The organism is Agrobacterium sp. ES01, assembly GCF_050320885.1.
GTDB lineage: Bacteria > Pseudomonadota > Alphaproteobacteria > Rhizobiales > Rhizobiaceae > Allorhizobium.
In genome coordinates, this window is sequence record NZ_JBNQTH010000003.1 from 78,734 (window position 1) to 99,068 (window position 20,335).

The following is a 20,335-nucleotide window of genomic DNA, read 5'->3' on the forward strand; positions in this document are numbered from 1 at the left end:
TTGCCATGTCGTTGGGATTGAAATTGCTGCCTGTAGTTAAGAAGTCAACCGGTTGCATTCCAGTAATGTCATTCATTCGCGCCCTCGTGCTGTCTTTCGCGATCCTGTCGATATCATGTGCGAGCATGACGTCCGCCCGTGCGCAGGAGAATGCATTCGACGCGTTCAAGCAGCTCGACAACAATGCCAAGATGCCGAAACTGAACGCCTTTTCACCTGCCCTTCCCGATGTCAGTGCGCCCGATACCAGTGCCAGGAATGTGGTGATGGAAGCGCGTTTGACGACGGATGGCGAGGCCATGACCGAGGGGTTGAGCTGGCGAGTCTTCAGTCCCATCCCCGGTGAAGATGGTAAGCTTCCGCTTCTGGCAAGCGCCGAGGGTGGATCGGCAGACTTCTTGCTCACGCCCGGTGACTATTTCGTCAATGTCGCCTTCGGTCGCGCTGGTACAACCAAGAAGCTGAGCATTCCGGAAGAAGGCAAGCTCGATCCACAAGTCATGGTTCTGGACGCAGGCGGCCTTTTGCTGAACGCAATTTCCGGCTCGGATACGCGCATCCCGGCTCAACAGCTTCGCTTCGATATCTATTCGGAAGAAACCCAGTCGGACGGAAAGCGAGGCCTGATCATTGCGGATGTCAGGCCCGACACGATCATCCGCCTCAATGCCGATACCTATCATATCGTGTCCGAATACGGGAACATCAACGCCACCATCCGCGCCGATATCAAGGTGGAGGCCGGCAAACTGACCGAGGCAACGATCCAGCACCGCGCAGCCCAGGTGAACTTCAAGCTGGTCTCCGAACATGGTGGAGAAGCCATTGCCGATACGGCTTGGTCGGTGCTTGCCAACTCGGGCGATATTGTCAGCGAAAGCGTGAGCGCCTTCCCGACCATGGTTCTCGCCGAAGGCGAATATACCGCGATTGCCCGCAACAAGGACAAGATCTACCAGAAGGACTTCACCGTCGTCGCCGGTGTCAATTCGGATGTTGAACTGCTGCTGGAAAACTAGGCGGCAATTTTGACCTTGTCTCGCCCCATGATTTTAATGCGCCGCACTTTCGCCGGCGCTGCCATGGAGAAGACCGAGTCATAGAGCTTGGTCAGCAACAGCTTGCGGTCGCCCGTGAGCGCGATATCTTCCCACGATAGCACCGGACCAACACGCGCAGAAATCGTCGACCCCGACAGGCGCCGAAACTCGCGGATCAGAAGCGAGATCCGCAACGTCATGGACAGTCGACTGGCCAGGTGGAAAAGCGCGCCATTTTGACCTTCGAAGTAGATCGGGATGACGCTTGCCTGTGCCGCCTGGATAAGCTTTGCAGGAAACATCTTCCAGGGCAGATCCTCGGCGCGGCCAAAGCCCTTCTTGGCTGTCGCAACGCCACCGGCCGGAAACACCACCACCGTGACGCCCTCTTTCAAAAGCCTCACAGCTTCATGGCGCGTGCGCATATTCATCGCCAGCGCTTCCTTGGTTTCCTCAAAAGACACCGGCAGCGAATAGGGCTCCATCTCCGGAACCTTCAGCAACTCGTCATTGATCAAAACGCGAAACGGACGGCCCAATTGTTCTGCCATGGCGAGAATGGCGATGCCGTCGCCGATACCGAAGGGATGGTTGGCAACCACCACCACAGGCCCCGCAGGCAGGTCTGTCGGCGGCCATGCCCCCTTGGCATCCAGCGTCACATCGATAAGGTCGAGCATCTTGCCAAACACGCGGTCTGACTTTCCAACGATATCTCTGCGCCAGATATCGTAGAGACGGGCATAGCGATCACGACCCGACAAACCTTCGATGGAGCGAATGAACCAGCGCTTGATCTTGGGATCGCGCGCATTGGCGTAACTGAGTTCTTCGAATCGCAAGGCAAACCTCCTGCCGATGATCGAAGAGCTATGCCTTTGGGCCATGACAGCCGGATGACAAACGGACGATTGACGCGATTGCACCTGCCAGCGTGAAGACACAAACGAAAAACGGCGGGCCTTTACCCGCCGTCTCCGGTTATTGCTTAGCCGGCTTACTTTGCCGCGTCTCTGGCCTCTTGTGCCGCCACCTTGGCCAAAAGCTTGCGCTGGATATCCGGCGGTGAGGCTTCGCCGGAAAGAAGCGCAATCGCTTCAACGAGAGGCATCGACGTCTGGTTTTGCGAGCCGAGACGACGGATGTTGACCGTTTCCTCTTCCGCCTCGCGCTTGCCGCACACAATGATCACCGGCACCTTGGTCACCGAATGCTCGCGGACCTTGTAGTTGATTTTCTCGTTGCGGAAGTCAGTCTCGACCTGAAGGCCGGCATCGCGCAATGCGTCGGCAACGCCCTGACCATATTCGTCGGCATCCGAGGTAATTGTTGCCACCACGACCTGAGTGGGCGCAAACCACAACGGCATATGGCCGGCAAAGTTCTCGATCAGAATGCCGAGGAAGCGCTCCATCGAGCCGCAGATTGCCCGGTGGATCATCACCGGCTGCTTCTTCTCCGAATTCTGGTCGATATAGAACGCACCGAAGCGCTCCGGCAGGTTGAAGTCGACCTGCGTCGTGCCACACTGCCATTCACGGCCAATGGCGTCCCGCAGCGTGTATTCGAACTTCGGACCATAGAAGGCACCCTCGCCCGGCAAGATTCCGGTCTTGATGCGGCCACCTGACTGCGCCTCGATGGTCTTCAAGACGTTCATCATGATCGATTCGGCGTGATCCCAGTTTGCATCCGAGCCCACCCGCTTTTCCGGACGGGTCGAAAGCTTGACCACGATTTCCTTGAAGCCGAAATCCTCATAGACAGACAGGATCAGGTCATTGATGCGAAGGCATTCCGCCGCAAGCTGATCTTCCGTGCAGAACACATGCGCATCGTCCTGCGTGAAGCCGCGTACGCGCATCAAACCATGCAATGCGCCTGATGGCTCATAGCGATGCACATTGCCGAATTCGGCCAGACGCACGGGCAGATCGCGATAGGATTTCAAACCGTGCTTGAAGATCTGCACGTGGCCCGGGCAATTCATCGGTTTCAAGGCAAAGATGCGCTGGTCGGCCTCTTCGTCATCCGGATGCGTAAAGGCATGGGCCGATTTCACCGCGAACATGTTTTCCTGGTACCAGCCCCAGTGCCCAGAGGTCTCCCAAAGCGTCTTGTCGAGGATCTGCGGCGCGTTGACTTCCTCATAGGTTCCAGCCAGCCGGCGACGCATATAGGCCGTCAGGGCCTGGAACATGCGCCATCCCTTGCCATGCCAGAACACCACGCCTGGACCCTCTTCCTGGAAATGGAACAGATCCATCTCGCGTCCAAGCTTGCGGTGATCGCGCTTTTCGGCTTCCTCAAGAATGTGCAGATAGTTGTCGAGTTCTTCCTGCGTCGCCCAGGCAGTACCGTAGATGCGCGTCAGCATCGGCTTGGTCGAATCACCGCGCCAATAGGCGCCGGCAACCTTCATCAGCTTGAACGCGGTGCCGATCTGGCCGGTCGAGGCCATATGCGGACCACGGCAAAGATCGAACCAGTCGCCCTGATGATAGATCTTGAGATCCTGGCCTTCCGGAATCATGTCGACGAGCTCTACCTTGTAGGCCTCGCCCTTGTCGGCAAAAACATCCTTTGCCTTTTCACGCGTCCAGATTTCCTTGGTGAAGGCGGCATTCCGCTGAATGATCTCCTTCATCTTCTTTTCGATACGGGGCAGATCTTCCGGCGTGAACGGCCAGTCCTCACGCGTGTCGGGATGGACACGTTTGAAGTCATAATAGAAGCCGTTCTCGATCACGGGACCGATTGTCACCTGTGTGCCGGGCCAAAGCTCCTGTACGGCCTCGGCCATCACATGCGCGGCATCATGGCGAATAAGTTCGAGCGCCCGCGGATCCGTGCGGGTGACGATTTCGATAGTGCCATCGGTGACCGGATCGGAAAGGTCGCGCAGAGTGCCATCAAGCGCAATCGCGACGGCCTTCTTGGACAGCGACTTCGAAATCGATTCGGCCACAGCAAGACCGGTCGTGCCGGCCTCGTATGAACGAATGGAACCATCGGGAAATTTTAGGGAAACGGCATCTGCCATGGTGTGCTCCTTGATCCAGTCCCGCCAACGAATGCGGGTGGTGAAAACCGGTCGTGATAAAGTTGGTATGACCGGCCATTAACGGGCGCGTGATAGTCGCTAAATGCTTTTGAGTAAAGGTGTCCACCGGCCGACAGGGAATTACAGATCTCTGCCAGCGCGAGACTCCCGCCTGTCTCACCTGTCCTCGACCAGAACCTCGGTAATCAGTCCTGCGTCATTGAATGTGATCGTCTCGATTCCCTGTCGCACCAACGGCTCGCCTGTCTCGCCATGGCTTGCCCTCAAGCGCCAGAACGAACGCGCCCGATGCGGCCCCAAAGTCTCGACCTTGTCATTGGATGCCACCTGATCCCCATAGACGTCGAAATAGGTGCGAAACGCAGCCATGATCGCATCGCGACCCGTCTTGTCTCCCGTGCCGCCGGAGAGGTAGACGGCGTCTCTGGCAAAACAGGCTTCGATGGTGTCGAAGTCGAGGGCATTGATTGCATCGTGAAAGAATTGCAGGCGCGCTGCTGGATCGAATGTCATCTCTACCTCTAGGAATCGAGGGGTTTTCTCTTCCGCCCGGCCTGAATAAGACGCCAGGGTGTCCACCAGTGCCAGTGCTTATCCAGAACGTCCGGTACCCGATCGATACCGTGAGTCCCGCCGGGACCGCAACGCCCGACCCGAAAGAGTGTGAGCCAGCCGCCATTCCACAGACCGTAACGGGCGATGGCCTCATAGCCATATTCGGAACAGGTCGGCAGATGACGGCAGGAATTGCCGATAAAGCTGGAGAGCGTCAGCTGGTACAGGCGGATAAGCCCCATGCCCAGCAAGCGATCCGGCGTCTTGCGAAAAGGGCCGTCATAATTGCGGGTTTTTCCGGGTCCGGCACCGCCGTGCCGATGATCAGCGCACATCACCGACACTCCGGGGCAAAAGTCCGCCTGTTCACTCTGCCGCAGCCGTCGTTTTTTGCGCGATCTGGTCGAGACAATCGACAACAGCGTCGAAGGTCAGCATGGTGGACGGATGGCGCGCCTTGTAGTCCTTGACCGGCATCATGTAGCGCATGTCTTCAAACCGGCCGGAAGGACCCGCACCACCTTCTCTCAGCATCGCCAGCATATCGCTACGTGCCTGCCGCAATTCATCGGCGCTTGCCCCGACCACATGACGCGCCATGATCGAGGACGAGGCCTGACCGAGCGCGCACGCCTTCACCTCATGGGCAAAATCAGCCACCCGGTCGCCATCCATCTTCAGATAGACACGCACCCGTGAACCGCACAATTTCGAGTGTTTTTCCGACGTGGCGTCGGCATCGACAAGCGTTCCGCTTCGCTCGATGTTCCCGGCGAATTCGAGAATCTTGCTATTGTAGATATCGTCCATGATGCCATCTCGTTCAGCTATGCGGTCACGCTCGCCGATATTTGCGGCAAAGCACAGCGCCACTGCACCTTTATTCTCTCCCCCACTGTCCTATATGGAATGTTGTTACCCGGTCCACGGAAAACAAGGTTTCCCAATACCGGCACCGTTCAATTCAACGCGGAAGCTTGCAAATTGCGCGCGAGTTCCGCATTTAGCGCCGATAGAACGGCAGTATAACGGGGTTCGCAACCAGTTGCGGACCGGGAGTTTGAAAGCGATGGACGCAATTGTGAAGAAGTTGATGCCGGAGGTCGCAAAGCCCAGCCGCCAGGAAGCAGAGGAAGCAGTACGCGTTCTGCTGCGCTGGGCCGGTGACAATCCCGAACGTGAAGGGCTTCTCGACACCCCCAAACGCGTCGTCAAAGCCTATGAGGAAATGTTCTCCGGCTATCAGGCCGATGTCGATCAGGTCCTTGGCACCACCTTCGGCGAAGTTTCGGGCTATGACGATATCGTGCTGGTCAAGGACATTCCCTTCCACTCCCATTGCGAACACCACATGGTGCCGATCACCGGACGGGCGCATGTGGCCTACCTGCCGCGCGACCGTGTGCTGGGTCTGTCCAAGATCGCCCGCGTGGTCGACGTCTTCGCCCGCCGTCTCCAGACACAGGAATCGATTACCGCCCAGATCGCCGGTGCCATCGACGGCAGCCTGAAGCCACGTGGTGTGGCCGTGATGATCGAGGCCGAACATATGTGCATGGCCATGCGCGGTGTTCGCAAGTCAGGATCGACAACAATGACCACAACCTTTACCGGCGAGTTCAAGAACAATGCCGCCGAACAGGTGCGCTTCATGACCATGCTTCGCATTCAGTAACACCGCGGTGAAGGACACCAGCATGACCGTCGCATTCGACCCGCCCGCAAAAGACAAGACAACGCTCGAGGAAGGTGCGCCTTTCACGCCCAAATTCGATGATGCGGGCCTTGTCACTGCCGTGGTGACAGATATCGCCGACGGCGAGTTGCTGATGGTCGCCCATATGAATGCGGAAGCGCTGGCGCTCACGCTCGAAACCGGTATCGCTCATTATTACAGCCGCTCGCGCGCGAAAATCTGGAAAAAAGGCGAAAGCTCAGGCAACTTTCAGACAGTGCGGGAACTGCGTACTGACTGCGATCAGGATGCCGTCTGGCTGAAAGTAGAGGTTGCTGGCCATGGCGCGACTTGCCATACTGGTCGTCGTTCCTGCTTTTACCGTGTCGGTAAGGCTGAAGATGGCCAGGCGCGCCTTGAAATGGTCGACGACCACAAACACTTTAATCCAGACGACGTTTACGGCTGATCCGTTCAATTTTTATGCTGTTGCCCGTTCCATACTCAGCCGCACACCCGACTTAAATCTTTGGTAACGACACAATGCGCTTAATGGCACATTGGAATGTTCGGCGGCGAGGAATGAATGGTTATGCTGAACTGGAGTTTGACACGTCAGCCCGCTGCGGCGCCATCAGACAGTCCCGGAGGGCCTGCCAACACCGATGGCGGCGGTATCATGACCCTGGAAAAGCCTGCTGCGCCCAAAGCCAAAATTGCCCTTGCCCTCGGCGGCGGCGCGGCGCGCGGCTGGGCCCATATCGGCGTCCTGCGTGCGCTCGACGAAGCGGGCATAGAGGTGAGCATGATAGCCGGCACGTCAATCGGCGCACTGGTCGGTGGTTGCTACTTGGCCGGACGCCTCGATGAGCTGGAATCCTTCGCCCGCTCCCTGACCATGCGCCGCATTGCCGCTCTTCTGGATCTGACCATCGGCGGCGGCGGCCTTTTGGGCGGCATGCGCCTGACCAAACGGATGCAGGAATATCTGCAGGGCCTCAATATTGAAGATTTGCCACTGCCTTTTGTCGCAGTCGCATCGGAACTCAACAGCGGCCATGAAGTCTGGATCGACGGCGGCAATCTGATTACCGCAATCCGCGCATCTTATGCCCTGCCCGGCATTTTCGAACCCATCAAGTGCAACAACCGGACACTGGTGGATGGCGCACTGGTCAATCCAGTCCCTGTTTCCGTCTGCCGTGCCTACGAACAGCCGCTGGTGATGGCCGTCAACCTTCATTACGACCTGTTCGGCCGCTCCGCCGTGGTCAAGCACAAGGCCCAGGAACTGGGCGTGGATGCGGACTTCCGCAAGGGCAAGAATCGCATGGGCGTGACAGCCGTGATGGTGCAGGCCTTCAATATCATTCAGGACCGCATTTCCAGGGCACGTCTGGCCGGCGACCCACCCGATCTGGCCCTTCATCCGCGCGTCAGCGAAATCGGCCTGTCGGAATTTCACCGCGCAGGCGAATCAATCGACCGCGGCTATGAGGAAGCCATGTCGCGCATCAGCGAGATCCGGCGCATGCAGGAAGCTGTTGCCCGGTAAGATGACCACCTCCGGACGAACAGGCCTCTTCCGACTGCCAGACCATCAACCGGCGATATAGGCTTTGATCTGTTCAGCCTCGAGTTCGATTTCACGAATGCGGTTTTTCACCACGTCACCAATCGAAATGATGCCGACGAGCTTGCCACCGGTTTCAACCGGCACGTGGCGGAAGCGTCTTGCACTCATCACTTCCATCAACTCGTCGACGGTTGCCTCTTCGCCACAGCGATAGACATTGGCCGTCATCACAGTTGCCACAGGCTGGCTGAGACCTTCCGGACCGCTTCTACCGATCGCGGTGACAAAATCACGCTCTGTGAAGATGCCGACGATCCGCTCTTCCATGCCGACCACGACGGTGGCACCGATCTTGTGTTGCTCAAGAACGCGAGCCGCTTCTGCAAGCGTGACATTAGGGCCGATGGTGACGACGTTGCGCCCTTTTTCATCGAGTATGGTTTTGACCGTTACCGACATATGCTCCTCCTTCTTAAAGCACTCATGCTTCCCGGAAGCCTCGCCGAATTACGCCTCCACGAGACGATGCGTTCCGGTAGGGAGCCTGCCTTTAATTAGGAGATAATGCAATACACCAGAATGAGACAGGGATTATCGGTCGAATGCACCAAAGAACAGGAAACCGAACAGGAAACCGCCAATATGCGCATCCCAGGCTATCTGGGCCGACATGTCGCCAAACAATGGCAAACCGAAAGCAATGGCCAGGTTGCCGAAAAGCCAGGCGGCGGTGAAGACCAGCACGGTTCGCTCCTGCAACGCCTGACCAATGGAAAGCCGCGGCACCTTGCCGCCTGGAAACAACTTGGCGTGCCGCTCAGGACCGCCGAAGGCGAAACGGCAGGCCGACCCCATCAGCGCCGACACCACGCCCGATGCGCCGATCATCAATGAGGGTTCACCCCAGTTGAGCGCAGCATGCAGCGCCGCACTCGCGATCGAAGACAATATCCAGAACACAACGAATCGTGTCGCACCAATGCGGCGGTAGACGGGTGTTCCAAAGGCTGCAAGCCATAGACCGTTGAAGACGATATGCTCGATGCTGCCATGCAGAAGAGAATAGGTAACGGGGCTCCAGAGCCATTCCAACCCCTGCTCCGACAACGGATAGACATAACGCGCCGGCGAAAAGCCGAAGTTCACGACAAAGCTCTCTTCCAAAGTCGGCGACATCAGAAGCGATTGAACAGCGTAAATGACCACCAGCAAGCCCAGGGCCACAAGAATGCCGGTCGGCAGATTGAATACCGGCTCGCGCGGCGGACGCTCCCCGCCGGTACCGAAGGTGTTTGGACCGCGGGCGTCAGGCTGTTGTGACGGATGAGGTGTATCGTTCATTATGGAGCAGTCTCCCGATTTCAGGGCACAGCCATACAGGAGCAAATGGCTAAAAAAAAGCCGCCCGGCGAACCGGACGGCCTAGTCGGGCCCCCGCGGGAATACCCGGCCCGGAAAATTGAGTGCCGACACAAACAGTAGGCCGTGTCGCTGAAAAAGGTTTGCCACCTTCAGAGAGCGCCATCAAGCGAAACCAATTATTAACCTTAATTGCGGCGATATGGACTTCCAAGGCGACCTGCGCAGAACCTTCTGTTAACCGCTTCCGCGTAAGTATTCCGTATCGGCTATTGAGCATAGACAGAATGTATTCTTTCCAGACCCAACAAGCAGCACGACCGAATGCGCCCATCGAACAGAGGGCGTATCAGCGCGTGAGTGTAAGTCTGCAGGGCCGACTAATGCTTTCCAACTACGATGAGTATGTCTGCGCGGTGATCGACATGTCGCCCGGCGACGTGCGATTCGCCTGCGCTGGCGTTCCGCGCACCGGCGAACGCGTCATTGCCTATATCGAGCATCTCGGTCGCGTCGAAGGCAACGTGATCAAGCTCAGCGAAGGCGGCTTCGTCATGTCCATCGTTGCAACTGAGCGTAAACGCGAGAAGCTCGCGGCGCAGTTGACCTGGATTGCCAACAAGCACGAATTGTCTTTGCCGGAAGATCGCCGCCATGATCGCCTGACCCCGCGCAGTACTCTGATTGAACTGTTGATCGAAGACGGCCGTCGCTACCCTTGCCGCCTGATGGACCTTTCCCTGTCAGGTGCGGCCATCGACATCGACATTCGTCCACCGATCGGCACGAAGATCACGCTCGGCAGCATGAGCGGGCGCGTTGTGCGTCACTTCCTCGAAGGTGTCGCAATCGAATTCACCGTGCTCCAGACACGTGAATCTCTGGCTGAATTCCTGTAATCAGCCAATTCGGCGTCCAACAAACGCCGCCAGACACGCCTGCGAAAACTTTTTTTCAAAATTATGCAGAAATAATTTTCGCCTTGTCGAGCTCGATTGTCGTTTCGAAATGGCACACATCGCTCGACAACACTGTGCGCGCGCTGTCTTAGAGCAACGCAAAAGTACAATCGGGCGACAATCCGCAGTTGGAAAACCGGCCGCGCCCTCACGTCACAAGCCAAAATAAGCATTTAAATACAATATATTAAACCTCGGAATCGGTGATTTGGCGAGCCGAGATAACTCAAATTTTCAACAAATTTAGCGAAAAATTGCGTCAAATATAAAATAAATTCTATTCTTGTTTTAATACAAATCAATACTTGTTTTAATACGATAAGAACTTAATTGTACTTCGCAACTTTGCGATGGATCAAAATCTTCATGTCAGTGTCTCCTCACAACGGGGACACAACAAATGACAAAAAAGAAAATCCTGAGGATCAACCTCCTGACCGCGGCGGCACTCGCCGCAACTGCAATCCAGACCATGGCATTCTCGCCAAATATGCAGATTGTCGGCAGAGCCAATCCGCCAATCGGCCACTACGAATTCTGCAAGACCTATGCGAATGAATGCCAGGCCAATACGGGCGGTAGCGCCCCGATGACCCTCACCGAGAGCAAGTGGAAAACGCTGCTCGACGTGAATTATACGGTCAACACGAAGATCCAGCCCATGACGGACATTGAGATTTACGGCGTCGAAGAACGGTGGGCATACCCACGCACCGTCGGCGACTGCGAAGACTATGTGCTGCTTAAGCGCAAGATGCTGATCGATGCCGGCTTTTCTCCATCCGACGTCCTGATCACGGTGGTATTGCAACCGAATCGCGAAGGGCATGCCGTCTTGACCGTCCGCACCGACCGCGGTGATTTCATTCTCGACAATATGCGCAACAAGGTGCTGCTATGGTCTGAGACGGAATACACCTATCTCAAGCGCCAGTCCTCCGACCATTCGGGTCGCTGGGTAAAGCTCCACGACGGTCGCGCCCCTGCTGTCGCATCCGTGTCGTCGAACTGAGCTGACGCCGAAGCGAAAAGCCAACACGACTTAGGCCCGGTCTGTCCCCCGCATACCCGTCCCCGGCCGGTGCCTGGAGCCGGTTCCGCACAATCGGAACCGGCTCTTTTTATTGACAAGACCGCAATGCACCGCCCGTCGCCCTTTAACGACTTATTAACCACGATACGCGAGCCTGCCGCAGACCGCACATTTGCTTTGCCTGCGCCGGCCCATTCTTTTGCGCCGCTGCGCCATCAGGAACGCGTAAACGATGGATAAGAGCGCCGCTCAGACTGATTCTTCCAACGAGCTGCCATTGCTCTCCAATGCTTTCCTTCTGAAAGTCGCCATTGCGGTTGGCATTCTGGCGCTGTTGTCGGTGGTCATCAATATTGCCGGTCGCGAACTGGGCGAGCGCCTGTCCCGCGCGGGACACAGTGCAAGCACACAACAATTTACAGTCACGATAGGACAGGACCACCTGACGCTCGCCGCGAACACGCTTCGCTTCGAGGAGCAGCGACGAAACGGCAAGACAGATCGCGCAGATCTCTATTTCCTTTGGCCCGATATGTCAGGTTACAGCGGCGCCAACAGCCGCAGGTTCAACGATGTGAGCCAATCGGACAAACTGATCTTCGTTCAAGTCTCGCAAAGCACCATGTCGCGCGACATGTCCGGACGTCTTGAGCCGATCTACGCACACCTTTTCGAAGGCCAGCCGGAACCTGCCAATTATGGCCTGACACTGCATCACCTGCGTGCTGAAACCGGCTATGGCAGTGAAATCATGTACACCGCCTCATCTGCTGGAGCCGATGACTATGCCGTCCGTTGCCTGCCACCTGCAGCAAATACCACACCAAGCAGCGGCGATTGCCAGCGCGACATCCACGTCGGACGCGACCTGACGGTGCTCTACCGCTTTTCAAGCGCGCGACTGCCTGAATGGCACAAACTGGACAACGCAATACGATCCTATTTTGAAGCGCGCCTGCAAAATGGCTCGGCCAAAGCATCGCGTTTGAATTAAATCCGCTCTGCATCGCAAACTATTCGTTCATCATAAACGAGTTGGTAAGGCTGTTTCGCTATCGTCTGCTTCAAGGGTCGCTGGGGGGCACCCGATTGAAATGAAGTGATTAAGCGAGTTTGCTGTGCACCGAGTTGTTGTCGCCAAGAAAAACAAACGAACATCCCTGACCCCGCTGAATCTTATCGCCGCCATGCTGGCAGGTCTGATGATGTTGAGTGCTGCCCCCGCATTGGCTGCGAAATATGCCGGCGTGGTTGTCGATGCCCGGACAGGCAAGATCCTCTATGAGAGTGACGCCAGAAGTTTGCGCTATCCCGCATCGCTGACCAAGATGATGACCCTTTACCTCACCTTCGAGGCCTTGGAGAGCGGTCGTATCAGCCTCGACAGCGCCGTTCCGGTATCGGCCAACGCGGCTAAGGAGCCCCCGTCCAAACTGGGTGTGCGCGCCGGCGGTTCGATCACGGTCGAACAAGCCATCAAGTCTCTGGTCACCCGTTCAGCCAATGATATGGCGACAGCACTGGGTGAATATGTCGGCGGTTCGGAAAAGCGCTTTGCCCAGTTGATGACGGCAAAGGCGCGCAGCCTTGGCATGAAAAACACCACCTATCGCAACGCCAATGGCTTGCCGAATACGGCGCAAATGACGACCGCCTACGATCAGGCCCTTCTCGGCATCGCGCTTCGTCAGCATTTCCCGCAATATTACGGCTATTTCTCCACCCGCAGCTTCCATTTCGGCAAGCAAACCATCGGCAATCACAATAGGTTGCTGGGCGCTGTGCGCGGTGTGGATGGCATCAAGACCGGTTATACCCGCGCTTCTGGCTTCAATCTGGCGACATCCGCTCAGGCTGACGGTCGCTCCATTGTCGCCGTTGTTCTCGGCGGCACCACCGGCGCACGTCGCGACGCCACCATGCGTGACCTCGTCGCGAAATACATGCCGCGCGCCTCGCGTTCCGGGGCGACCACTTTCCACATTGCCAAGAACCGTCTGGCCATGCCGTCCGCCGGCGGTGCCATCGCCCTGAGCGCTCTCGACCTGCCAAAGACAGGGCCTCTTCCCGTGACACGCTATGATATCGCATCAGAGGCGGTTGAAGATGCCGTCACCGAGACTGCCTTTGCCGCAGCCGGTGCCGCAAGCCCCGCTCAGCAGGCGCTCGATCGTGTCGCTTCGGCCCACGCCCCCATGCCGCTCGTGGCCTCTGTTCCTGTGCCCGCCCCCGCGCCTGCCTTCATGCCCGATGCACCCCAGGCGGCCAGCGAAGTTACAGCATCGACACCTGCCGTTGCCGAAGAGAGCAGTGCTGCGAGCGTAGCCGTGGACGACACCGTGACCGGCTCGACCGAGAAACAGCTTTCGGGCTGGGTCATTCAGGTCGGCACGTCGCCAAACAAGGATCAGGCAAACGAACTCCTGCGCAATGCGCAGGGTAAAGGCGGAAAGGTATTGCGTTCCGCCACCCCATTCACCGTCGCATACGATACCGGGTCCAAACAGATTTACCGCGCCCGGTTTGGCGGTTTCGACAACCAGAAGACAGCAGTCAATGCCTGCAGGACTTTGAAGAAAGTGGGATTCGGCTGCTGGGCTGCAATGCAGTAAGCCCGGCAGACGACCTCGATTTGTAACGTGTACGAGGAACCGTCATGGCAATGAACGAAAATCGTTTTGATGCGCAGCCCGATGAGGAAGCGAAGCTCGACAAGCCACGCTTTGCGCTTCATCCGCTCCACGAGGCCGCATTGAAGATCGCGGATCTGGGCATCAACCGGCCCAGGGAAAAGTCCCGCGATCTCATCAGCCTTCTTCTGTCCCACGGTGCGCGGGCCTGGCGCTATTCACAGCCAGAAACTGCGATCCATCTTCATGTCTCATCCCATAACGGTCGCTTTCCCGTCATCATGCGGATGAAATAATCGGGTTCAGGGTCTCCGGCCCTCAACTGAAGGCGCGGCTTCGTCATCGACGGACCGCGCCTTTTTTGCCGTCATCAAACAAGCTCTGCGTCGTCCTGCCAAATAAATCCGGCTTCGGCCTTGCGCCGTAACGCCATCTCCGTTTTTGTTCGCCCACAAACGGTCGCTCCACTGAATGGGCAACCCGAGAATGAAGAACGAGGACGGACTATGAACATCATCTCCCAAAACATGGCCTTCGGCGGCATGCAGGGCGTCTATTCACACCAGTCGGAAGCCTGCAATTGCGACATGACCTTCGCGGTCTTCGTTCCTCCGGCTGCCATTGCGGAAAAAAGGCCCGTCCTCTGGTTCCTGTCGGGCCTCACCTGCAGCCACGCCAATGTCATGGAAAAGGGCGAATATCGCCGGCTTGCCGCAGAACTCGGTCTCATTATCGTTTGCCCCGACACAAGCCCGCGCGGCGATGATGTGGCCGATGAACTGACTGACTGGAAGCTCGGCAAGGGCGCCGGCATGTATCTCGACGCCACCGAAATGCCCTGGGCCGCGCACTACAAAATGTATACCTACATCACCGAGGAACTGCCGGCCCTGATTGCCGAACACTTCCGGGCCGACATGTCGCGCCAGGGTGTCTTTGGTCATTCCATGGGCGGCCATGGCGCGATGACGGTGGCGCTGAAAAATCCGGGCCGATTCAAGAGTTGTTCGGCCTTTGCCCCAATCGTCGAGCCGACGACGGCCGACTGGACAGCCAACGCCTTTGGTCAATATCTCGGCGCCGACAAGGCCAAATGGGCCGAGCACGACGCCTGTGCGCTGGTCAAGTCCGGTGCACGCTTCCCCGAATTCCTGATCGACCAGGGCACCGCCGATCCGTTTCTCGACGAAGGCCTGCGACCCTGGCTGTTTGAAGAGGCCATCAAGGGCACTGATATCGGCCTGACGTTGCGCACGCAGGAGAAATACGACCACTCCTACTACTTCGTCTCCACCTTCATGGAAGACCATCTGCGCTGGCATGCCGAACGGCTGGCGTGAGTCTGGCTGAGAAGCTTTTCCCAGTTGGTGAGGTCTAGCGCCGACGAAGATCATTTGGCTTGGTGGGCGTAATGCCAACGCGGTGATCGCGCGTTAATTGCCCCCTCTGACTTTTGGGCTCCACGATGCGCGCTAGGTGGCGCAAATTGCCACCTAACGCTCAGGGCTCAAGTGCCAGGCTTAAATTGGCTGATACACAAACCGATCGAAATCCGCCGTCTTGCAGCGTCCGCTGGTGTCAAAACAGAACAGCCCGGCAAAGGCGCCGGTGAAGGAACCGTGCTCGCCGCGCCCGCCTTCGTCGGACACCACACCGGCATCGAGCGATGGACCAAGCGCTTGCCATTCATTGGCGCCGGCCGAACGCCAACAGAATTGAAGGTCATTGTCGGTAATCTCCATGGAGAGTTCGACCGGCCCATCCGGCACCGCAACGCCCGCCCCTGCAGGAAACTCCATCCGCGCATGGGGAAAGTCGCCGGGGCAGGAAAACACCGTGACGACACGACCGAGTTCCTCGTGCAGCGTGACGGCCAGCGCATGAAACTTGTGGCGGTTGTAATAGTGGATCAGCCCCGCAGCCTGCTGATAGGTATCGGGATCGAAATCCACGACGGTTTCCGAACGGAATCGGTGATGCTCCTGACGCCGCGCCACAAGCGATTGCTCGAACCAGGAGCCCAGGCTTTCTCGGCCAATGAGGCGCAGGTAGCCGGCCCGCGCCGTCGTGGAAAAGATCCGCTCTGGCTCAGGTGTGCGCAGCCACTGAAATTCCGGTGGCAACGTCCCATCGTCAAAATCGCGCACCGGCACGTCTTGCGTCACCGGTTCGCCTGCTCCAGCTGGCGCCTCGACCTCCATCGCAGGAACCGAGCCGCCATGGGCCAGATAGAGCCAGCCGTCATCCTTCCAGACACATTTCTGCAAACCCGTTTCGCGCCCCAGCGTGCAACGCCGTTTGGGCGGCAGCGGACGGCCGCACAGATGTGTATGGTAGGCTTCGCCATCGGGTGTTTCGACATACTGGCCATGACCGGCGCGCTGAAGCAAGGCGTCGGGATCGTCCTTCGCGGTGATCAGATAGGTGTCTGGATGCATCTCATAGGGTCCGTCGATGCTTCGCGACCGCGCCATGGTAACGGCATGACTATAGCCCGTCCCTCCCTCTGCCGTGGTCAGGTAATACCAGCCATTGCGCTTGAACAGATGCGGACCTTCGACGAGCCCGAGGCTGGAGCCGGCAAAGATATTGCGGATCGGCCCCGTGAGCTTCTGCTCCTTGGCATCCCATTCCTGGCACAAAATGCCGTCAAAGGCCGGGCTTTTGGGCGATCCGCCGAAGCTTTCGGTCCGATGGTTCCACTGCATGTTGATGAACCACTTCCGCCCGTCATCGTCGTGGAACAGCGAAGGGTCAAAGCCCGAAGAGTTGATGTAAATCGGATCGGACCATTCACCCGCGATCGTCGGCGATGTGACGATATAGTTATGGGTATCCTTGAAATTTCCGTCCAGCCGTTTGACATCGGTATAGACCAGCCAGAACAGTCCATCGGCATAAGAAAGGCACGGCGCCCAGATGCCACAACTGTCGGGATTGCCGCGCATATCGAGCTGGCTTTTCCGCTCCAGCGGTCGACGGACCAAAGTCCAGTTCACCAGATCCCGTGAATGGTGGATCTGCACCCCCGGAAACCACTCAAAGGTGGAGGTCGCAATATAATAGTCCTTGCCAACACGGCAAATGGACGGATCCGGATTGAAGCCCGGCAAAATGGGATTGCGGATCACGAAATTTCCTCCTCGAAACCAAAGTCTGTCTGCTCCAGTACACCCGCAATGTGCAGTAACCAGATCCGGACCGACGCAGAAGCTCTCCCATCGCATCTCCGTCAGGCCGCGACCCTCGGCGACATGCGCCGAGGATCCGCTCTGTTTGCCCCGGAGCCCGCCCCTGGTGCCTCGGGACGGACACACCCATCCAGACGGGTGCTACGGGTTACTTCCGCTGCGGCCCATTGCGTTCGGCTGAGGCTGCCCAAAGGTTGATATCGGCATCCCGCGCATGGACATCGATTTCGGCCAGTTCCTCAGCGGTGAAATCCGGTTTTTCCAGCGCCTTGACACAGTCTTCAACCTGCTCTGGCCGGCTGGCTCCGATCAACGCAGTGGTAATATGGCCGCCGCGCAATACCCAGGCGATCGCCATCTGGGCCAGCGTCTGACCGCGCCGTTCCGCAATCGCATTGAGCTTGCGAATATTCTCTATGTTGCGCTCCGTCAGAAACTCGTTGCGAAGCGACTTGCCCTGCGCTGCACGACTGTCGTCGGGAATGCCGTTCAGGTATTTCGATGTCAGCATGCCCTGGGCCAGCGGTGAAAAGACAATGGACCCGATCCCCAGCTCTTCCAGAGTATCGATCAGTCCGTCATCCTCGATCCAGCGATTGATCATCGAATAACTGGGCTGATGAATGATGCAGGGCGTGCCGAGTTCCTTGAGGATAGCGACAGCCTCACGGGTCCGTTGCGAGTTGTAGGACGAGATGCCGACATAGAGCGCCCTGCCCGACCGGACGATGTGATCGAGCGCACCGCAGGTTTCTTCCAGCGGCGTATCGGGATCGAAGCGGTGCGAATAGAAGATGTCGACATAATCCAGCCCCATGCGCTTGAGGCTTTGATCGCAAGAGGCGATCAGATATTTTCGGCTGCCCCATTCTCCATAAGGGCCGGGCCACATCAGGTAACCTGCCTTGGACGAAATGATCATCTCATCGCGATAGCCGGCGAAATCGGTCTTCAGGATCTCACCAAAGGCCGTCTCGGCTGCACCGGGTTTCGGTCCATAATTATTGGCCAGATCGAAATGGGTAATACCCAGATCGAATGCCTTGCGGCAGATCGCCTGCTTGACCTGATGCGGCGCATCGTCCCCGAAATTATGCCACAGTCCCAGCGAAAGCGCCGGAAGCTTGAGCCCGCTCTTGCCGCAGCGATTATAGGTCATCCGCTCATAGCGGTCTTCGGCCGGGTGCCATGTCATAACGCAGTCTCCAGATTATCAATTGTCGAGAAAGTCCCCACCAGCCGCCTCCCGCTTGCAAAACCAAGGAGCGGCGACCAAATGAAGGTCAACTCTATACGCGTCGATTATTTACCGCAAAAGCGCCTCGGCTTCGGCAATGCCAAGAGCAGCCGGCTGTGTGCAGGTGGTGGACAATGTGACAAACTCACCTGTTTCGCCAGACGTCAGGATTGCCGTCATCACATCGACACCGTGAAGGGCGCGATCGAGCGAGCAGCGAGCGTCGCGGCCATCGATCAGTGATACCGCCATATCGGCAAGACCCGCCGTCCGATAATTGGCGCGTGGCCCCTGCGGACTGTCCTGGTTGTTCTTCGAGAAGGGATGATCCCATTCTTCCAGGACAGCGATATCCTTGTTGCGACCCGAAGCTTCCACCTTGCCGCCGAAGAAGTTCGGGTCAGGCACGTAGAGCGAGCCGTCGGTGCCGTAGAGCTCCATATTGGCATGGCGATGGCTCCACACGTCCCAGCTTGCCGACAGCGTTATGGTGGCGCCACTGACGAATTCCAGCAGTGCATGAATATTGGTCGGCGTCTTCACCGGGATCACCTCGCCGCTGCGCGGTTGGCTGGTGATGGTGCGCGTCTCACGGGCCATGGATGTCAGTGCTGCCACCCGCTTTACCGGTCCAATCAGATTGACGAGATTGGCAATGTAATATGGTCCGAGATCGAGAACAGGTCCTCCACCCGGCAGGAAGAAGAAATCGGGATTGGGATGCCACATCTCCATCCCCGGACTCATCACATGGCAAGTTCCGGATGTAATCCGTCCAATGCCACCCTCATCGATATAGTGACGGGCAAGCTGGTGGGCCCCGCCCAGGAAGGTATCGGGCGCGCAGCCGACCGCCAGCCCCTTTTCTTTTGCCAAAGCGCGCAGTTCTTCGCCCTGAGCGAGTGACAATACGAGCGGCTTTTCCGAATAGACATGTTTGCCAGCCTCCAGAATACGCTTCGAAACCGGAAAGTGGGCATCCGGAATGGTGAGGTTGACGATCAGATCGATCTCGTCGTTCTTCAAGAGATCGTCGACCGGTTGTGCCGTAACGCCATATTCATCCGCCCTGATTTCGGCGGCATTCATATTGACGTCACTACAGGCCAGAACCTTCAGCCCCTTGAAGAGTGGTGAAAGCGAAAAATACGTCGTCGAGATATTGCCGCATCCGATGATGCCAATGCCAAGTTCGCGTGCCATTTTATGCCTCTGAATGGAGATCCGTGAGTGAATCAGTAGCGATTGAATGACTCGATCGACCGCGTGATGAGACGATCGATATCGCTCGGATTGTCGTGCTCGACGATGTAGTGGCGGACGTCATGCACCGTAAGCGCCTCCATGATCGCCTTCCAGCCCACAACCCCGTGACCGACATCGGCCCAACCATCCTCGTCGAGGTTCTGGCCCTCGGAGGCGATGTCCTTCACATGCACCGATGTGATCCTGTCACCGTATTTCTCGATCCAGCCGAGCGGATCGGCACCGCCCCGGATGACCCAGGCAATATCGGCTTCCCATGACAGATCCGGGCCGCCTGTGAAAATGTAATCCTGCGGTGTGAAGCCGTCGTCCAGTTCCTTGAATTCGAAATCATGATTGTGCCAGCCGAAGTCGAAGCCGGCGTCCCGGTAGGGCTTTCCTGCCTCCGACAGACGTCTGCCAAAGGCTTCCCAGCCATCACCGCCATCCGGGCGCTGATCCGGTAAAAGGAACGGGCAATAGATGGAGGAAATGCCGACCGTTTTTGCGATCTTCATCACCTTGTCCTGTTCGTTCTCCAGCATGTCCAAGCCGAAATGTCCGGTCGGCATGGAAAGCCCATTGGCGTCGAGTTCGTCGCGCAATGCCGCGATCTCGCCGTCGCTCGCGCTGGCATAGAGAGCACCATAGCCTTCAACCTCCGAATACCCGGCTTTGGCAAGCTTCGGGAATATCGCTGAAAAAGGTTGAAAATTGCGGGCGCTGTAAAGCTGAAAACCGAGCTTGGTCATGTCGTCTCCTCCGTGGGCT

21 protein-coding genes are annotated in these 20,335 nt (G+C 57.5%); 10 read left to right on the forward strand and 11 right to left on the reverse strand.

Annotated elements, in window-relative coordinates; genetic code table 11:
* Positions 1-65 precede the first annotated feature (65 nt).
* Positions 66-1,019: a hypothetical protein gene (locus ACQQ2Q_RS09670; protein WP_428186866.1), complete on the forward strand. Its 954-nt coding sequence runs from the start codon at positions 66-68 to the stop codon at positions 1,017-1,019.
* Here the strand turns inward: ACQQ2Q_RS09670 and ACQQ2Q_RS09675 are convergent.
* From ACQQ2Q_RS09675 to ACQQ2Q_RS09695, 5 genes are all read right to left on the reverse strand, one after another.
* Complete coding sequence (locus ACQQ2Q_RS09675) at positions 1,016-1,882, reverse strand: lysophospholipid acyltransferase family protein (protein WP_428186867.1); 867 nt, start codon at positions 1,880-1,882, stop codon at positions 1,016-1,018. The two genes, ACQQ2Q_RS09670 and ACQQ2Q_RS09675, sit on opposite strands and share 4 nt — an antisense overlap.
* Before the next feature lie 155 nt (positions 1,883-2,037).
* Positions 2,038-4,083: a threonine--tRNA ligase gene (gene thrS / locus ACQQ2Q_RS09680; protein ID WP_428186868.1), complete on the reverse strand. Its 2,046-nt coding sequence runs from the start codon at positions 4,081-4,083 to the stop codon at positions 2,038-2,040.
* A 177-nt stretch (positions 4,084-4,260) separates the two neighbouring features.
* On the reverse strand, positions 4,261-4,617 hold the full coding sequence (locus ACQQ2Q_RS09685; RefSeq protein ID WP_428186869.1) for a nuclear transport factor 2 family protein: 357 nt from the start codon (positions 4,615-4,617) through the stop codon (positions 4,261-4,263).
* 8 nt (positions 4,618-4,625) lie between these two features.
* Positions 4,626-4,994: a membrane protein insertion efficiency factor YidD gene (gene yidD, locus ACQQ2Q_RS09690; protein WP_428186870.1), complete on the reverse strand. Its 369-nt coding sequence runs from the start codon at positions 4,992-4,994 to the stop codon at positions 4,626-4,628.
* Positions 4,995-5,025: 31 nt separating this feature from the next.
* Entirely contained in the window at positions 5,026-5,469 is a 444-nt protein-coding gene (locus ACQQ2Q_RS09695; RefSeq protein WP_428186871.1) for an iron-sulfur cluster assembly scaffold protein, read from the reverse strand.
* Between the two features lie 259 nt (positions 5,470-5,728).
* On the opposite strand from ACQQ2Q_RS09695, the gene folE reads away from it, so the two are divergent.
* From folE to ACQQ2Q_RS09710, 3 genes are all read left to right on the forward strand, one after another.
* Positions 5,729-6,334, forward strand: a complete 606-nt coding sequence (gene folE, locus ACQQ2Q_RS09700; RefSeq protein ID WP_428186872.1) for a GTP cyclohydrolase I FolE — start codon at positions 5,729-5,731, stop codon at positions 6,332-6,334.
* A gap of 22 nt (positions 6,335-6,356) precedes the next feature.
* Entirely contained in the window at positions 6,357-6,803 is a 447-nt protein-coding gene (gene hisI, locus ACQQ2Q_RS09705; RefSeq protein WP_428186873.1) for a phosphoribosyl-AMP cyclohydrolase, read from the forward strand.
* A gap of 123 nt (positions 6,804-6,926) precedes the next feature.
* Complete coding sequence (locus ACQQ2Q_RS09710) at positions 6,927-7,889, forward strand: patatin-like phospholipase family protein (protein ID WP_428186874.1); 963 nt, start codon at positions 6,927-6,929, stop codon at positions 7,887-7,889.
* A gap of 45 nt (positions 7,890-7,934) precedes the next feature.
* Here ACQQ2Q_RS09710 and ACQQ2Q_RS09715 read toward each other — a convergent pair whose 3' ends face one another.
* Complete coding sequence (locus ACQQ2Q_RS09715) at positions 7,935-8,369, reverse strand: CBS domain-containing protein (protein ID WP_428186875.1); 435 nt, start codon at positions 8,367-8,369, stop codon at positions 7,935-7,937.
* Positions 8,370-8,501: 132 nt separating this feature from the next.
* Positions 8,502-9,251 (reverse strand): rhomboid family intramembrane serine protease, encoded by a 750-nt coding sequence (locus ACQQ2Q_RS09720; protein ID WP_428186876.1) that lies wholly within the window; start codon positions 9,249-9,251, stop codon positions 8,502-8,504.
* 305 nt (positions 9,252-9,556) lie between these two features.
* Here ACQQ2Q_RS09720 and ACQQ2Q_RS09725 point away from each other — a divergent pair, with 305 nt between their 5' ends.
* The 6 genes from ACQQ2Q_RS09725 (at position 9,557) to fghA (ending at position 15,231) form a co-directional block, all read left to right on the forward strand.
* On the forward strand, positions 9,557-10,168 hold the full coding sequence (locus tag ACQQ2Q_RS09725; protein ID WP_428187475.1) for a PilZ domain-containing protein: 612 nt from the start codon (positions 9,557-9,559) through the stop codon (positions 10,166-10,168).
* A gap of 460 nt (positions 10,169-10,628) precedes the next feature.
* Positions 10,629-11,240: a transglutaminase-like cysteine peptidase gene (locus ACQQ2Q_RS09730; protein ID WP_428186877.1), complete on the forward strand. Its 612-nt coding sequence runs from the start codon at positions 10,629-10,631 to the stop codon at positions 11,238-11,240.
* A gap of 253 nt (positions 11,241-11,493) precedes the next feature.
* Positions 11,494-12,255: a hypothetical protein gene (locus ACQQ2Q_RS09735; RefSeq protein ID WP_428186878.1), complete on the forward strand. Its 762-nt coding sequence runs from the start codon at positions 11,494-11,496 to the stop codon at positions 12,253-12,255.
* 193 nt (positions 12,256-12,448) lie between these two features.
* Positions 12,449-13,873, forward strand: coding sequence for an SPOR domain-containing protein (locus ACQQ2Q_RS09740; RefSeq protein WP_428187476.1), 1,425 nt, complete (start codon positions 12,449-12,451; stop codon positions 13,871-13,873).
* 44 nt (positions 13,874-13,917) lie between these two features.
* Entirely contained in the window at positions 13,918-14,187 is a 270-nt protein-coding gene (locus ACQQ2Q_RS09745; protein WP_428186879.1) for a hypothetical protein, read from the forward strand.
* A gap of 210 nt (positions 14,188-14,397) precedes the next feature.
* Positions 14,398-15,231 (forward strand): S-formylglutathione hydrolase, encoded by an 834-nt coding sequence (fghA, locus tag ACQQ2Q_RS09750; RefSeq protein ID WP_428186880.1) that lies wholly within the window; start codon positions 14,398-14,400, stop codon positions 15,229-15,231.
* Positions 15,232-15,411: 180 nt separating this feature from the next.
* Here the strand turns inward: fghA and ACQQ2Q_RS09755 are convergent, their stop codons facing one another.
* From ACQQ2Q_RS09755 to ACQQ2Q_RS09770, 4 genes are all read right to left on the reverse strand, one after another.
* Positions 15,412-17,022 carry a glycoside hydrolase family 43 protein gene (locus ACQQ2Q_RS09755; protein WP_428186881.1) on the reverse strand — a complete coding sequence of 537 codons (1,611 nt, stop codon included), beginning with the start codon at positions 17,020-17,022 and terminating at the stop codon, positions 15,412-15,414.
* A 208-nt stretch (positions 17,023-17,230) separates the two neighbouring features.
* Entirely contained in the window at positions 17,231-18,277 is a 1,047-nt protein-coding gene (gene mgrA, locus ACQQ2Q_RS09760) for an L-glyceraldehyde 3-phosphate reductase (RefSeq protein ID WP_428186882.1), read from the reverse strand.
* Between the two features lie 111 nt (positions 18,278-18,388).
* Complete coding sequence (locus ACQQ2Q_RS09765; protein WP_428186883.1) at positions 18,389-19,522, reverse strand: Gfo/Idh/MocA family protein; 1,134 nt, start codon at positions 19,520-19,522, stop codon at positions 18,389-18,391.
* 32 nt (positions 19,523-19,554) lie between these two features.
* A complete protein-coding gene (locus ACQQ2Q_RS09770; RefSeq protein ID WP_428186884.1) occupies positions 19,555-20,316 on the reverse strand; it encodes a sugar phosphate isomerase/epimerase family protein in 762 nt (253 codons plus the stop codon).
* Between the last annotated feature and the right edge of the window lie 19 nt (positions 20,317-20,335).